The sequence below is a fragment of the Pseudomonas sp. BN411 genome, assembly GCF_029871235.1.
Classification (GTDB): Bacteria; Pseudomonadota; Gammaproteobacteria; order Pseudomonadales; family Pseudomonadaceae; genus Metapseudomonas.
The window spans coordinates 152,905-166,498 of record NZ_SSOM01000067.1 but is presented as its reverse complement, the minus strand read 5'-3'; the positions used below and the strand labels follow the sequence as shown (position 1 = coordinate 166,498).

Below are 13,594 nucleotides of genomic sequence, written 5' to 3'. Positions count from 1 at the left end.
TCCTTCCCGTAATGGCACCATGCCTTCAATGTACGCCTGTGATCACAGATTGCCTAGTACGTAGGAAACGTCCGACAACCGACCAAGGTCGACTACCGGCGACTGTGCCCGACGGGCCCCACGCGCTATACTGCCGCGCCTTTTTTAGCCTCGCGCGCCGGGTCGTGGTCCGGCGCTTCCCTGATGTTCCCTCCAAGAGGAGCGCCCACATGACCGTGATCAAGCAAGACGATCTGATCCAGAGTGTCGCCGACGCCCTGCAGTTCATCTCCTACTACCATCCCGTGGATTTCATCCAGGCCATGCATGAGGCCTATCTGCGCGAAGAGTCGCCCGCCGCGCGCGATTCCATGGCGCAGATCCTGATCAACTCGCGCATGTGCGCCACCGGCCACCGCCCGATCTGCCAGGACACCGGTATCGTCACCGTGTTCGTCCGCGTCGGCATGGACGTGCGCTGGGATGGCGCCACCATGAGCGTGGACGACATGATCAACGAGGGTGTGCGTCGCGCCTACAACCTGCCGGAGAACGTCCTGCGCGCCTCCATCCTGGCCGACCCGGCGGGCGCCCGTAAGAACACCAAGGACAACACCCCGGCGGTCATCCACTACTCCATCGTTCCCGGCAACACCGTGGAAGTGGACGTGGCGGCCAAGGGCGGCGGCTCCGAGAACAAGTCGAAGATGGCCATGCTCAACCCGTCCGACTCCATCGTCGACTGGGTACTGAAGACCGTCCCGACCATGGGTGCCGGCTGGTGCCCGCCGGGCATGCTCGGCATCGGCATCGGCGGTACCGCCGAGAAGGCCGCGGTGATGGCGAAGGAAGTCCTGATGGACGAAATCGACATCCACGAGCTGAAGGCCCGCGGTCCGCAGAACAAGATCGAGGAAATGCGCCTCGAGCTGTTCGAGAAGGTCAACCAGCTGGGCATCGGCGCCCAGGGCCTGGGCGGCCTGACCACCGTGCTCGACGTGAAGATCATGGACTACCCGACCCACGCCGCCTCGCTGCCGGTCTGCATGATCCCCAACTGCGCCGCCACCCGTCACGCCCACTTCGTGCTCGACGGCTCCGGCCCGGCCGAGCTGGAAGCGCCGTCGCTGGACGCCTACCCGGAAATCGTCTGGGAAGCCGGCCCGTCCGCGCGCCGCGTCGACCTGGACACGATCACCCCGGAAGAAGTGCAGAGCTGGAAGCCGGGCGAGACCCTGCTGCTCAACGGCAAGATGCTCACCGGCCGCGACGCCGCGCACAAGCGCATCGTCGATATGCTGAACAAGGGCGAAGAGCTGCCGGTGGACCTGAAAGGTCGCTTCATCTACTACGTCGGCCCGGTCGATCCGGTACGTGACGAAGTGGTTGGCCCGGCTGGCCCGACCACCGCGACCCGCATGGACAAGTTCACCCGCCAGATCCTGGAAAGCACTGGCCTGCTGGGCATGATCGGCAAGTCCGAGCGTGGCCCGATCGCCATCGAAGCGATCAAGGACAACAAGGCCGTGTACCTGATGGCCGTCGGCGGCGCCGCCTACCTGGTGGCCCAGGCGATCAAGAAGTCCAAGGTCCTGGCCTTCGCCGAACTCGGTATGGAAGCCATCTACGAGTTCGACGTGAAGGACATGCCGGTCACCGTCGCCGTCGACACCAACGGTGAATCGGTACACATCACCGGCCCGGCGATCTGGCAACAGAAGATCGCCGAGAACCTGGCGGTGGAAGTGAAGTAAGCGTTCACCTTCGCTGAATGAAAAAGCCCGGCCATGTGCCGGGCTTTTTTCGTATCGCGCCTTTGCGCTGGTGCCGTATGTAGGATGGGTCGGGCGGCGTTCCGCGAGCGGAGCGATACCCATCGAGTCTGCCTGGGACATGGTTGATGGGTATCGCAAGCTCCACCCATCCTACAGAAGCTGTGCCTGGCCGAACTGCTCCGGCCAGTCGCGCCGGGTGAATACCTGTCCCTGCGCGCGTACCCGGCGTACTTCGCTCAGATCGAGGTCGCAGATCAGCCACTGGCTGGTCGAAGGACAGAGTTCGGGGCTTTCGGCGATCACGCCGTTGCTCGGCATTCCGTAGTCCGGCGGCACGTAGAGGCCGGCGCGGCCGATGTTTTCATCCAGCGCAGGTGACCAGGGGGCGAGCCCTACGGTAGGCGATTGCAGAACGGCGATCTGGTTTTCCAGCGCGCGGGCCTGGGCACCGATGCGCACTCGGTTGTAGCCCGCCTCCGTGTCGGTGCAACTGGGAGCGAGGATCAGGTCGGCGCCGCCTTCGGCCAGGGTGCGGGCGAGCATGGGGAATTCGTTGTCGTAGCAGATCAGGATGCCCAGCCGACCCAGGGCCGTGTCGAACACCTTGAGCCCCTCCCCTGCCGCGATGCCCCATTGCTCGCGCTCGAAGCGGGTCATGATCAGTTTGTCCTGAAAGCCCAGTTCACCACCCGGACCGAACAGCCAGGCGCGGTTGCGAAATCGCCCGTCAGCATCGCGCACGGGCAGGCTGCCGGGTTGCAGGTAGACGCCAAGCTTCACCGCGATACTGGCGCAAAGCGCCCGCCAATCCTGAAGCAGGGGCTGGATGCCGACGATGGACGCCTGCAGGTCCCCTCGCTCATCCGGCGGCAACTGACCGGCCAGAACCAGACCGGCGTATTCCGGCAGCACCAGCAGCTTCGCACCACTCGCGGCGGCTTCGGAGCAGAGCCTCTCCAGATGACTGGCGTAGGCATCCCAGCTTTCATGCAGCTCGATGGCGTACTGGCAGGCGGCGATCCTGATCATCGGGTGAGCTCCTTGAGCCAGAAGGACATGGGCTTGGCCGACTCGGTGTCTTCATCCAGGTCACGCCAGTGGTATTCGGTGCGCAGTTCCGGGTGGTGGCGATAACCACGCCGCGCCCAGAACTCGTTCAGTGGCTGGTAGCCGGGCGGGCGGCGCGGATGATCGGCCGGACGCTCCACCGCGCAGAAGGCGCAGTGGTCGAAGCGCGCCAGGCGCCGCGCATAGCCTTCGCGCTCGGCGAAGAAACGCACGCCCAGGCCGCTGCCCCGGTACTCGGGCAGCAACACCGACTCGCCAAAATAAAAGATGCGTTCCGGCGCCCAGCCCTGTTCGCGGAAAGGCCGCTGGAATTCCTCGGTTTCGTCCGCCATCGGCAGGCCCGTGGAGGCCCCCACCACCCGCTCGCCGTCCAGCGCTAGCACGAACAGGCTTTCCTTCGACTCGGCGTAGGTTGCGAGGTAGCGCGCTTCGTACTCGAGCGTGCCGTCATACAGGTAGGGAAACTCGCGAAACACCGTCAGGCGCAGGCGCGCGAGGTCATCGATATGGGGCGCGATGGCGCCGCCGTGAAGAAGTCGGATCTGCATGGGAGCGGTCGTTCTGGGGAAGTGGATGACGCCCCTGGCTAAGCCGGGCCTGGGTCAAGAACCTATCATGCCGGTCACGAACCGACTGACCCCATTGCGACAGGAACCCAGCCATGACCGCTATCGAACTGGTGCAAGCCTATTACGACGCCTTCAACGCCGGCGACATGCCAGCCTTCCTCGCCCTGCTCAGCGAGGACGTGGTGCACGACATCAACCAGGGTGAACGCCAGCAGGGCAAGGCCGCCTTCGCCGCCTTCATGGACAAGATGAACCGCTGCTACAAGGAGCGCCTCTCTGACATCGTGGTCATGCAGAGCGCCGACGGCAGCCGTGCCGCCGCCGAGTTCGTGGTGCACGGCCAGTACCTGGCCGACGATGAAGGCCTGCCGCCAGCCAAGGGCCAGACCTACGTACTGCCGGCCGGCGCCTTCTTCCATATCCACTGCGGCAAAGTCGCCCGCGTGACCAACTACTACAACCTGAACGACTGGCTCGAACAGGTGGTTTGAGGCTTCAAGCCTGCACTCGCGCCTTCGGCAGTTCGACCACCGTGGCGCGGCGCTGGGCCAAGTAGCGGGTGCAGCTCACCCGCAGGAAGGACGCGAAGTTGACCACCTCGCCTCGGTACTCCATCACCTCGTCGTAGAGCTTGGTGATGAGCTGGTTGGTGGTCATGCCATCCACCTCGGCGATCTCCCGCAGGATGTCCCAGAACTGGTTTTCCAGGCGCAGCGTGGTGACCACGCCACGGATACGCAGCGAGCGCGAGCGGGACTCGTAGAGGATGGGGTCAGCCTTGACGTACAGCTCGCACATGGCGCGCCTCCTGTTTTTGGCGATGCGGGTTCAATTGAGCCAGGTAGGTTGGCGCAGAGCGCAGCGAAGCCCAACACACTCGATTGCTGGGCTTCGCGCAATTGAGCCACACCCTACGATCACAGCTCGATCTTCGTCCCGAGCAGCTTGAGGAAACCTGCCAGCCAGGCGGGATGAGCCGGCCAGGCCGGAGCGGTCACCAGATTGCCCTGGGTATGGGCGGCGTCCACCGGGATATCCACATACTGACCACCGGCAAGTTTCACTTCCGGGCCGCAGGCCGGGTATGCGCTGCATTCGCGGCCTTCCAGCACGCCGGCGGCGGCCAGCAACTGGGCGCCATGGCAGACAGCGGCGATGGGCTTGCCGGCCTGGTCGAAGGCCTTCACCAGCTCCAGCACCCTGGCGTTGAGGCGCAGGTATTCAGGGGCGCGTCCGCCGGGGATCAACAGGGCGTCGTAGTCCTCCGCCCGGACCTTGGCGAAATCGAAGTTGAGGGCGAAGTTGTGGCCCGGCTTCTCGCTGTAGGTCTGGTCGCCCTCGAAATCATGGATGGCGGTGCGCACGGTCTGTCCGGCGACCTTGTCCGGGCACACGGCGTGTACCGTGTGACCGACCATGAGCAGGGCCTGGAAAGGCACCATGGTTTCGTAGTCTTCGGCGTAGTCGCCGACCAGCATCAGAATCTTCTTCGCGGCCATTGCTCATCCTCCAGGATTGGAAGCCTCGGGGCTTCAAAGGTTAGCCAATTATCCCCGGCAGCCTTCGAGCCCGGGTAATAGGCCCCTACTACAGGATGGATGGCGGGGTCAGATGCCGATCTTGTCCAGCGCCCGCCCCACTCCGCGCCAGAACCCAACCTGGGGCCGAACCACTTCACCGTTGGCGGCAACGCGCTGGCTAGGCTGGACCTGGCGGGTGGCGGCGATTTCCTGGCTGCCCAGGGACTCCTCCACCAGTTGCAGCGGGCCATTGCCGGCACCGGGTTGCTCGCTGTTCCTCGGCGGCGGGTCCAGTTCGTCGTAACGCAGGTAATAGGTGCGTCCGGCGGAGGCTTCCAGGGCAAAGGAGCTGATGAGGGTGAAATCCAGCGGGCCATCGGCGAACAGCGTCCAGTAGCTGCCGAACAGCGGCCGACGCATTTCCAGCTTGTAGCTGGCCGCGTCGAACTCCAGGGCCAGGTGGCCGTTGCTCGGCAGACTGCCGATCAGTTCGTTGTTGAGGAAGATGCCGGGAGCTTCCAGTTCCTGGTCCGCCCATTCGCTTTGCGGGCGATAGAGGTAGACGAGTGCGTGCTCGCCATCACTCGGCGCGGACGGCTGGAATTCAGGCCCTTCGGTCGCGCCGAAAAAGGCGCCCGGGGTGGAACAGCCGCCCAGCACAGCGCACAGCAGCAGGATCGGCAGGTATCGGCAGCCCATGCAGCCACTCCCTCTTGTTGTTGTGGAGCAAGCCTAGCCCCGCCTTGATCCGCAGGCACCCGACGAAAGTGCGGCGACTGGTTGCGTGCCGCTAACGGCGACGATCGAGGAGGTTCACCACCAGCCGATCCAGCCAGCCCCACAGGCGCTGGCGCAGGCGTTTCACCAGCGGGCGCGCGTGCCAGTCGTCCATGGTGATCTCGCGGCTGTCGGAGAAGTCCTGGCGCATGCAGGCGTCCACCGCCAGGGTGAAGTTCGGGTCCAGCGCTTCCAGGTTGGCTTCCAGGTTGAAGCGCAGGTTCCAGTGGTCGAAGTTGCAGGAGCCCACACTGACCCAGTCATCGGCCAGCGCCATCTTCAGGTGCAGGAAGCGCTGCTGGTACTCGAATATCCGCACTCCGGCACGCAGCAGGCGCGGGTAGTAGCGCTGGCCGGCGAAGCGCACCGGCGGGTGGTCGGTGTGCCGGCTGGTGAGCAGCAGGCGCACCTCGACGCCACGCCGCGCGGCCTTGATCAGGGCCCGGCGCACCTTCCAGCTCGGCAGGAAATAGGGCGTCGCCAGCCACACACGATTGCGCGCCGTGCGAATGCTGCGCACCAGCGACTGAACGATGTCGCGGTGCTGGTTCGCATCGGCGTAGGCCAGCCTTCCGAGCCCCTCCCCCACCGCCGGATAGGGCGGCAGGTGGGCCAGCCCCGGGGCCTCGCCCGGTTTCCAGGGGCGGCGGCCGAGGTTGGCCAGCCACTGGTAGTCGAAGATGAGTTGCCAGTGCGCCACCAGCGGCCCCTCGATGGCCACCATCACTTCGTGCCAGCGGCTGGTCTCCTGGTTGGGGTCCCAGAACTCGTTGGTGGCACCGGTGCCGCCAATGAACGCCTGGCGATCATCCACCACCAGGATCTTGCGGTGGTCGCGGTACAGGTTGCTGAAGCCGTGCCGCCAGCGCAGCGGGTTGTAGAACTGCAGCATCACCCCGGCCTCGACCAGCCGCTCGCGCAAGGCCGCGCCCAGCTTCAGGCAACCGAAATCATCGAACAGGCAGCGCACCCGCACGCCACGCACCGCGGCCACGCACAGGGCGTCCACCAGGGCCTGGCTGCAGCGGCCGTCTTCCACCAGGTAAAGCTCCAGCGCGACCTGATGCTCGGCCCGGGCAATGGCCGTGAGCATGGTCGGAAAGAACTGCGGGCCGTCGATCAACAGCTCGAAGCGGTTGCCGGACTTCCAGGGGAAGATCTGCCCCATCAGCGCTCCGTGAAGATCAGCACGGCGCCCACCGGCACCGACAGACTGATGCCGGGCAGGCCGGCCACCTTGCGCAGGCCGTCCAGTGCCGTGGTCAGGCCGAAGTCCTCCACCTGCAGCACCAGCGGCGCCAGGGTCACCACCTGGAAGCGATGGTCGTCCAGGCGCGTGGCCAGGAGTTCGGCGCGGTATTGCTGGGACTTGTCGTGCAGCTTCACCGTCAGCGGCAGGCCCAGCTCCAGCTGGGCGCCGGGAGCCAGGTCGGTGATGGGACGCAGGTCGAGCTGGGCGGTGATCTCCGCTTCGGGGTACTTGGTGATTTCGAAGAACTGGTCACGCAGGCGCTGGTCACGCAGCGGGACCCCGGTGCTCACCGACTCCAGTTCGACGCGCAAGTGCGCCTTGCCCTCCTTGCCGATCTTGCCGTGCAGGGTGAGGAAGCGGTGCACCTCGGAAATGCTGCCGGCCTTGGTGGAGATGAAGGAAATGCGCGACGACTCGTTGTCCAGGTACCAGCTTGCGTGGACGGGCAGCGCCAAGGCGGCGAGCAGGGCAACGAATGGGCGTATCGATTTGTGCATGCGGGCTTCCTTTGGCATGTCGCTGACGGCCGGAAGACTTCGGCCGGACTCCATTGGTCACACGAATCGCCGCCGGGTTCCGCGTGGAGCAAACCCGACGGACGGACAATGGATGCAAAGCTACCAGAGGAAACGAATTTTGGGGCTCGGCAAGACACCTGTAGGGGCGAATTCATTCGCCAGGCAGGCCGAAGGTCTGCGCGCTGGCAAACCCTCTCGGGACCGCTACGCGGTCCTTGGCGAATGAATTCGCCCCTACAAGGCCGGTCGCATTACAGGCGCGGGTAGTCGATGTAGCCCACCGGGCCCTTGGCGTAGAAGAGTTCCGGGCGCGGCTCGTTCAGCGGGGCGTCCAGGCGCAGGCGCTCGGGCAGGTCGGGGTTGGCGATGAAGGGAACACCGAAGGCCACGGCATCGGCCTTGCCGCTTTCCAGCCAGGCAGCGGCGCTGTCCCGGGTAAAACGCTCGTTGGCGATGAACACACCACCGAAGGCTTCCTTCAGCGCGGGCGTCAGGCTGTCCTCGCCTTCCTTCTCACGGGCGCAGAGGAAGGCCACCCCACGCTTGCCCAGTTCACGGGCGACATAGCCGAAGGTGCCGGCCAGGTCGGAATCGCCCATGTCATGCAGATCGGCACGCGGCGACAGGTGCACGCCTACGCGGCCAGCGCCCCATACCTTGATCGCGGCATCGGTGACTTCCAGCAGCAGGCGGGCACGGTTTTCGATGGAACCGCCGTACTGGTCGGTGCGCTTGTTGGTGCCGTCCTGAAGGAACTGATCCAGCAGGTAGCCGTTGGCAGCGTGGATTTCCACACCGTCGAAACCGGCGGCCTGGGCGTTCTCGGCACCGATGCGGTAGGCCTCGACTATGTCGGCGATCTCTTCGGTTTCCAGGGCACGCGGCACCTGATAGTCACGCAGCGGACGCAGCAGGCTGACGTGGCCTTTGGCGGCGATGGCGCTGGGCGCTACCGGGGCTTCGCCATCCAGGTAGCTCGGGTCGGAAATACGGCCTACGTGCCACAGCTGCAGGACGATCTTGCCGCCGTTGGCGTGAACTGCCTTGGTGATATTGCTCCAGCCCTTCACCTGCTCGTCGGACCAGATGCCGGGGGTATCCGGGTAGCCGACGCCCAGAGGCGTGACGGAAGTGGCTTCACTGATGATCAGCCCGGCAGACGCGCGCTGGGTGTAGTACTCGGCCATCAGCGCGTTGGGCACACGGCCCTCGTCTGCGCGGCAGCGGGTAAGCGGAGCCATGATGATGCGGTTGGCGAGTTCCAGGTCGCCGATCTTGATCGGGTCGAAGAGCGTGGGCATGTCATTTACCTCGGGTCAGTCGAGAGCCGCTTGCAGCTCGGGATTACGGTTGCTGAAGGTGAGCAGGGTCGCTAGCAGGGCGAGGATCGCCAGTACTGCAGCGGCCAGTGCAACGCTGGTGAGGCCGAATCCGTGGCCGATGACCAGGCCGCCGACCCAGGCGCCGAGGGCATTGCCCACGTTGAAGGCGCCGATGTTCAGGGTGGAAACCAGGTTTGGGGCGTCGCTGCCGAAATTCACCACGTTGACCTGCAGGGCCGGCACCGCGGCGAAGGCGGCCGTGGCCCAGAGGAACAGGGTGATTTCCGTGGGAATCAGGCTTGCGCTGGTCCAGGTCAGGACGCTGGAGGCGACGGCCAGGGCGACGAACACGCCCATCAGGGTCTGCGCCAGCTTCCAGTCCGCCAGGCGGCCACCGATCACGTTGCCCAGGGTCAGGCCCAGGCCGATCAGCAGCAGGCTCCAGGTCACGCCACGGGGCGAAACGCCGGTCACTTCGCCGAGCAGCGGCGCGACGTAGGTGAAGATGCAGAACACAGCGGCGGAGAACAGCACGGTGGTGGACAGCGCCAGCCAAAGCGCGGCACCCCGCAGGGCGGCGAACTCGGCGCGGATGTCGGTGGCCTCTTCGTCATCCTGGCGCGGCAGTACCCGCCAGAGGCCGATCAGCGCAGCGATGCCGATCAGGGTCACCGCCCAGAAGGTTGAACGCCAGCCAGCGACCTGGCCCAGGGCGGTGCCCAGGGGCACGCCGAGCACGTTGGCCAGGGTCAGGCCGGTGAACATCAGGGCGACGGCAGAAGCCTTGCGGTTGGCCGGCACCAGGCTGGCGGCAACCACCGAGCCGATACCGAAGAAGGCGCCGTGGCAGAGCGCGGTAACGACCCGCGCCAGCATCAGCAGGCCGTAGTTGGCGGCGATGGCGCAGAGCAGGTTGCCGATGATGAACACCCCCATCAGCGCCAGCAGGGCGCGTTTTCGCGGAAGCTTCGAGGTGAGCATCGCCATGAACGGCGCACCGATGGCCACACCCAGGGCGTAGCCGGTGACCAGCCAGCCGGCGCCGGGAATGGATACGCCGAGATCGGTGGCCACCTCGGGCAGCAGGCCCATGATGACGAATTCAGTGGTGCCTATCGCAAACGCGGACAAGGCGAGGACGAGAAGCGCAGTAGGCATTGGCCTGCTCCTGGGAAGATTTTCGGGTTGTGGCAGGTGCTGCAGTTACAGCTCGTCGCTCATCTGGCGAAGGAATTCAGCGATGACGGCTTCATTGCGTTTGAAGAAGTTCCATTGGCCCACCTTGCGGCTCGTTACCAGGCCAGCGCGCTGCAAGGTCGCCAGGTGCGCCGAGACGGTGGACTGGGACAGCCCGCAGCGCTGGTCGAACTTGCCGGCGCAGACGCCGATTTCGAATGGGTGGTCCTGCTCGACGAAGTACTTCTCCGGGTCCTTGAGCCACTGCAGCATCTCCCGCCGGACGGGATTGGCCAGTGCCTTGATGATTTCGTCGAGGTCGATGGATGTGCTCATGGCCGTGGATTCGTATATCGAGATGGAACGAACTTTATATCGAGAAAGAGCGATACAGGATCGTTTGTGCCGATAGTCATCATCGACCGCCATGATAAAACCGACTCTGGGTTAAGCTCGCCCAATGAACTACCTCGCTCACCTCCATCTCGGCGGCTCGCAGCCGGCGCAACTGCTCGGCAGCCTCTATGGCGACTTCGTCAAAGGGCCGCTGGCCGGGCGCTGGCCGGCGGATATCGAAGCCGGTATCCGCCTGCACAGGCGCATTGACGCCTTCACCGACAGCCACCCGCTGATCACCCAGGCCAAGCTGCGTTTCCCCAGCGAGCGGCGGCGCTTCGCCGGCATCCTGCTGGACGTCTTCTTCGACCACTGCCTGGCCCGCGATTGGGCGCTCTATTCCGCCGAACCGCTGGATGCCTTCACCCGCCATGTCTACGACGTGCTGGTCAACGAACCCGCACTGCCCGGCCGCCTGGCGCTGATCGCCCCGCGCATGGCCGAGCAGGACTGGCTCGGCAGCTACCGGGAGTTCGAGACCCTGGAACTGGTCATCGCCGGCATGGCGCGGCGCATCTCGCGGCCGGAAGCGCTGGACGGAGCGATGGCCGAGCTGGAGGCGCTGTATCAGCCCCTGTTCGATGACTTCCGTCAGTTCTATCCACAGCTCCAGCAATTCGCGGGAACCCAGCCCAATATCGGTTGACCTGTATCAAGGGAAATTTCCTACACCTGCAGTGGAATGGAGTCAGAACCACACACACTGGAGGTGCCCGATGAACGCGCTGATGCTGGCGACCGACCTTTCCAACCGCTCCGACCGCGCCTTGCGACGCGCGGCGCGCCTGGCCCGGCAGTTCGACTGTCCCTGGTTCATCCTCCATGTGGTCGACGAAGACCAGCCGCAGCTGCGGATCGAACTGGAAGTCGAGCAGGTCCGCCGCTACCTCAATGAGCAGGTGGACTTCTTCACCGAACTCGCTGGCCGCACGCCGGAAATCTGGGTGGAGGTGGGCGACCCGGCCAAGCACATCGCCGACTGCACCCGCTGGGCCAACATCGACCTGCTGGTGGTTGGCAGCCATCGCAAGAACCCGCTGCGCGACATCTTCGTCGGGACCACCCTGGAGCGCCTGGTCCGCACCAGTCACGTGCCGATCCTGCTGGTGAACAAGGCCGCCGAAGACGACTACCTGATGCCGCTGCTGGCCCTGGATTGCTCTCCGGCTTCCGCCCAGGCCGCGCGCGCCGCCCACGAGCTGGGTCTGATCCCGAAATCCGGCGCCAAGGCGCTGCACGCTTTCGACCCGCTGGGTGGCGCCATGCTGCTGGCGGCTGGCGCAGGGGCCGGGACGATTCCGGGCGACTACGCCGCCGATGAGCGCCGCCGGGCGACCGCCGCGCTGGATGAGTTCCTGCTCAAGGAAGAACTGGGCGCCCTCATCGACCAGCGCCTGATCGAGGAAGGCCAGCCAATGACCGCATTGCGGCGAGTGCTGGACCGCGAACCTGTCGACCTGCTGGTGATGGGCACGCGCGGACTGACGGGGATGAAACGGGTGCTGATCGGCAGCGTGGCGGATGCCGCCATGCGCGAACTGGACTGCGACATCCTCACGGTGCCGCCGATCCACTGGCCGGAAACGAACAAGGCCTGACCACCCTCAGGCGGCCAGAGCCTCGTCTTCCACCTCACCGAAGAGCGCCAGTTGCACGGCGCTCTTTGCTTTCTGGCTCAGCACGGTACGGGTCAGCCCCTGGCTGGCAACCGGCTCGAGCAGCTGGATTTCCACGTCAGCCGGATCGCTGCGCAACAGGCGTACCAGGTGCGAGAGCAGGTCGTCCTCACCGATGAAGGGCGCGATTTCGTCGCGCTGGCCATCGCGCAGATAACGGATCGCCACCGGCTGCACCGGTACCTGGGTTTCCACGGCGCTGGTGAGCAGGCGGCTGTGGAAAGTCTTCAGCAGGCTGCCATCGGTGGTGGTGCCTTCCGGGAAGATCAGCAGGTGGCGCCCATCCCCGAGGTGGCGGGCGAGTTGCTGGCCGACCAGGCCGCTATCCCCCGAACCACGACGGATGAACAGGGTGCCGGCCTTGTGTGCCAGCCAACCGGCCACCGGCCAGGCACGCACCTCGGCCTTGGACAGGAAGGACAGCGGCGCCACGGCGCCGAGCAGCGGGATATCGGTCCAGGACACGTGGTTGCTCACCCAGAGCATGGGCTGCTCCGGCACCCGGCCAATGACCCGCACGCGAAACGGCAGCGCGCCCGCCAGGCGGGCGAGGAACCAGCGGGTCAGGCGCTGCCGGGTGGCCATCAGATCACGACGCCCCAGGCGTTCCAGCACGCCAACCCACAACGCCAGCGACAAGCCGAGGCCGATCACTGCCAGCAGGCGGGCGACGCGGGCGTAGAAACGTACGGACTTCAGCATGCCCAGCCTCAGACCGCAGCCTTGAAGTGACGGGCGTAGCGTGGGCAAAGCTCGTCACGCTTGAGCAGGATGAACACGTCGGCCACCTGGAAGTCCGGGTCCCAGCACGGCTCGCCACAGATCTTCGCGCCCAGGCGCATGTAGGCCTTGAGCAGCGGCGGCATCTCGGCGATCACGTTGCCCGGCAGCTCCAGCACCGGCAGCGGGTTCTTCGGCTCCGCGCGCAGGTATTCGGTGCACAGATGACGCTCGCGCAGGCGCTGCATGATGGCCTGTGCCTGGATGCCGCCGTCCTGCATCGGGATGCTGGCGCAGCCCATCAGGTAGCGGTAGCCGCCCTGGTTCAGCACTTCAGCCAGTTCCCCCCAGAGCACGGCGATGGTGGCGCCATTGCGGTAGGCCGGGTCGACGCAGGTACGGCCGATTTCCAGCACCGGGCCTTGCAGCTCGCCGAGGCCGTGGAGGCTGAATTCCTCTTCGCTGTAGAAGCGGCCAAGGTCACGGGCGGCGTGATGATCGAGCAGGCGGGTGGTGGCGACCAGCTCACCGCTGTCCAGGTCGCGCACGCCGATGTGCTGGCAGTGCGGATCGTAGTCATCCATATCGAGACCGAACTCGGCGCCCTGCAGCTTGGCGTCGAACTCGGCGCTGAACACTCGAAAACGCAGGGCCTGCGCCTCACGCAACGCAGCAATGCCTTCCAGGCGCTCGGCCTGGAGACGGCGAGGGCTTTTCCCGTTGGGTGCGACGCTGTCGCGGGTCATGGCGATCTGAGTCATGAATAAGCCTCCGTTGGCCGGCTAGATCCCGGTTGCAGCCGGACGATCTTGTTGTGCAAGCTCAGGCTAGGTAGACCCGGTGTCA

At 65.4% G+C, this 13,594-nt stretch carries 16 protein-coding genes; 4 read left to right on the top strand and 12 right to left on the bottom strand.

What is annotated here, in order from left to right:
• The first annotated feature begins 209 nt into the window (after positions 1-209).
• Positions 210-1,733, top strand: a complete 1,524-nt coding sequence (locus tag E8F06_RS13485) for a fumarate hydratase (RefSeq protein WP_280367945.1) — start codon at positions 210-212, stop codon at positions 1,731-1,733.
• A gap of 171 nt (positions 1,734-1,904) precedes the next feature.
• Here the strand turns inward: E8F06_RS13485 and E8F06_RS13480 are convergent, their stop codons facing one another.
• Together E8F06_RS13480 and E8F06_RS13475 are read right to left on the bottom strand one after the other, a co-directional pair.
• Positions 1,905-2,783 carry a carbon-nitrogen hydrolase family protein gene (locus tag E8F06_RS13480; protein ID WP_280367943.1) on the bottom strand — a complete coding sequence of 293 codons (879 nt, stop codon included), beginning with the start codon at positions 2,781-2,783 and terminating at the stop codon, positions 1,905-1,907.
• Positions 2,780-3,370 carry a GNAT family N-acetyltransferase gene (locus tag E8F06_RS13475; RefSeq protein ID WP_280367940.1) on the bottom strand — a complete coding sequence of 197 codons (591 nt, stop codon included), beginning with the start codon at positions 3,368-3,370 and terminating at the stop codon, positions 2,780-2,782. The genes E8F06_RS13480 and E8F06_RS13475 overlap by 4 nt, the downstream gene beginning before the upstream one ends.
• A 113-nt stretch (positions 3,371-3,483) precedes the next feature.
• Between E8F06_RS13475 and E8F06_RS13470 the strand changes: the two genes are divergently transcribed.
• A complete protein-coding gene (locus E8F06_RS13470; protein WP_280367938.1) occupies positions 3,484-3,882 on the top strand; it encodes a nuclear transport factor 2 family protein in 399 nt (132 codons plus the stop codon).
• A gap of 4 nt (positions 3,883-3,886) precedes the next feature.
• On the opposite strand, the gene E8F06_RS13465 is transcribed toward E8F06_RS13470, so the two are convergent.
• From E8F06_RS13465 to E8F06_RS13430, 8 genes are all read right to left on the bottom strand, one after another.
• A complete protein-coding gene (locus E8F06_RS13465; RefSeq protein WP_280367936.1) occupies positions 3,887-4,189 on the bottom strand; it encodes a ribbon-helix-helix domain-containing protein in 303 nt (100 codons plus the stop codon).
• A gap of 119 nt (positions 4,190-4,308) precedes the next feature.
• Positions 4,309-4,890 carry a DJ-1/PfpI family protein gene (locus tag E8F06_RS13460; RefSeq protein ID WP_190830892.1) on the bottom strand — a complete coding sequence of 194 codons (582 nt, stop codon included), beginning with the start codon at positions 4,888-4,890 and terminating at the stop codon, positions 4,309-4,311.
• Between the two features lie 108 nt (positions 4,891-4,998).
• The gene (locus E8F06_RS13455) at positions 4,999-5,610 is read right to left on the bottom strand and encodes a DUF2846 domain-containing protein (protein ID WP_280367931.1); all 612 of its coding nucleotides are present in this window, start codon (positions 5,608-5,610) and stop codon (positions 4,999-5,001) included.
• 91 nt (positions 5,611-5,701) lie between these two features.
• Positions 5,702-6,859, bottom strand: coding sequence for a phosphatidylserine/phosphatidylglycerophosphate/cardiolipin synthase family protein (locus tag E8F06_RS13450; RefSeq protein ID WP_280368572.1), 1,158 nt, complete (start codon positions 6,857-6,859; stop codon positions 5,702-5,704).
• On the bottom strand, positions 6,856-7,437 hold the full coding sequence (locus E8F06_RS13445) for a YceI family protein (protein WP_280367928.1): 582 nt from the start codon (positions 7,435-7,437) through the stop codon (positions 6,856-6,858). The genes E8F06_RS13450 and E8F06_RS13445 overlap by 4 nt, the downstream gene beginning before the upstream one ends.
• 272 nt (positions 7,438-7,709) lie before the next feature.
• Positions 7,710-8,759 (bottom strand): alkene reductase, encoded by a 1,050-nt coding sequence (locus E8F06_RS13440; protein ID WP_280367926.1) that lies wholly within the window; start codon positions 8,757-8,759, stop codon positions 7,710-7,712.
• 15 nt (positions 8,760-8,774) lie between these two features.
• On the bottom strand, positions 8,775-9,938 hold the full coding sequence (locus E8F06_RS13435) for an MFS transporter (protein WP_280367923.1): 1,164 nt from the start codon (positions 9,936-9,938) through the stop codon (positions 8,775-8,777).
• Between the two features lie 45 nt (positions 9,939-9,983).
• Positions 9,984-10,292 (bottom strand): helix-turn-helix transcriptional regulator, encoded by a 309-nt coding sequence (locus E8F06_RS13430; protein WP_280367920.1) that lies wholly within the window; start codon positions 10,290-10,292, stop codon positions 9,984-9,986.
• Between the two features lie 124 nt (positions 10,293-10,416).
• Between E8F06_RS13430 and E8F06_RS13425 the strand changes: the two genes are divergently transcribed.
• The gene (locus E8F06_RS13425) at positions 10,417-10,998 is read left to right on the top strand and encodes an ACP phosphodiesterase (protein ID WP_280367917.1); all 582 of its coding nucleotides are present in this window, start codon (positions 10,417-10,419) and stop codon (positions 10,996-10,998) included.
• A 70-nt stretch (positions 10,999-11,068) separates the two neighbouring features.
• Entirely contained in the window at positions 11,069-11,950 is an 882-nt protein-coding gene (locus E8F06_RS13420; RefSeq protein ID WP_280367914.1) for a universal stress protein, read from the top strand.
• A 6-nt stretch (positions 11,951-11,956) separates the two neighbouring features.
• Here E8F06_RS13420 and E8F06_RS13415 read toward each other — a convergent pair whose 3' ends face one another.
• On the bottom strand, positions 11,957-12,730 hold the full coding sequence (locus E8F06_RS13415) for a lysophospholipid acyltransferase family protein (protein WP_280367912.1): 774 nt from the start codon (positions 12,728-12,730) through the stop codon (positions 11,957-11,959).
• 8 nt (positions 12,731-12,738) lie between these two features.
• Entirely contained in the window at positions 12,739-13,509 is a 771-nt protein-coding gene (gene olsB, locus E8F06_RS13410; protein ID WP_280367909.1) for an L-ornithine N(alpha)-acyltransferase, read from the bottom strand.
• Between the last annotated feature and the right edge of the window lie 85 nt (positions 13,510-13,594).

Excerpts from the sequence above, each read along its gene's own strand:
- E8F06_RS13415 (WP_280367912.1), bottom strand. The coding sequence starts at position 12,730 with ATGCTGAAGTCCGTACGTTTCTACGCCCGCGTCGCCCGCCTGCTGGCA.
- E8F06_RS13485 (WP_280367945.1), top strand. The coding sequence starts at position 210 with ATGACCGTGATCAAGCAAGACGATCTGATCCAGAGTGTCGCCGACGCC.
- E8F06_RS13475 (WP_280367940.1), bottom strand. The coding sequence starts at position 3,370 with ATGCAGATCCGACTTCTTCACGGCGGCGCCATCGCGCCCCATATCGAT.
- E8F06_RS13460 (WP_190830892.1), bottom strand. The coding sequence starts at position 4,890 with ATGGCCGCGAAGAAGATTCTGATGCTGGTCGGCGACTACGCCGAAGAC.
- E8F06_RS13435 (WP_280367923.1), bottom strand. The coding sequence starts at position 9,938 with ATGCCTACTGCGCTTCTCGTCCTCGCCTTGTCCGCGTTTGCGATAGGC.
- E8F06_RS13430 (WP_280367920.1), bottom strand. The coding sequence starts at position 10,292 with ATGAGCACATCCATCGACCTCGACGAAATCATCAAGGCACTGGCCAAT.
- E8F06_RS13445 (WP_280367928.1), bottom strand. The coding sequence starts at position 7,437 with ATGCACAAATCGATACGCCCATTCGTTGCCCTGCTCGCCGCCTTGGCG.
- E8F06_RS13480 (WP_280367943.1), bottom strand. The coding sequence starts at position 2,783 with ATGATCAGGATCGCCGCCTGCCAGTACGCCATCGAGCTGCATGAAAGC.
- E8F06_RS13425 (WP_280367917.1), top strand. The coding sequence starts at position 10,417 with ATGAACTACCTCGCTCACCTCCATCTCGGCGGCTCGCAGCCGGCGCAA.
- olsB (WP_280367909.1), bottom strand. The coding sequence starts at position 13,509 with ATGACTCAGATCGCCATGACCCGCGACAGCGTCGCACCCAACGGGAAA.
- E8F06_RS13465 (WP_280367936.1), bottom strand. The coding sequence starts at position 4,189 with ATGTGCGAGCTGTACGTCAAGGCTGACCCCATCCTCTACGAGTCCCGC.
- E8F06_RS13420 (WP_280367914.1), top strand. The coding sequence starts at position 11,069 with ATGAACGCGCTGATGCTGGCGACCGACCTTTCCAACCGCTCCGACCGC.
- E8F06_RS13470 (WP_280367938.1), top strand. The coding sequence starts at position 3,484 with ATGACCGCTATCGAACTGGTGCAAGCCTATTACGACGCCTTCAACGCC.
- E8F06_RS13440 (WP_280367926.1), bottom strand. The coding sequence starts at position 8,759 with ATGCCCACGCTCTTCGACCCGATCAAGATCGGCGACCTGGAACTCGCC.
- E8F06_RS13455 (WP_280367931.1), bottom strand. The coding sequence starts at position 5,610 with ATGGGCTGCCGATACCTGCCGATCCTGCTGCTGTGCGCTGTGCTGGGC.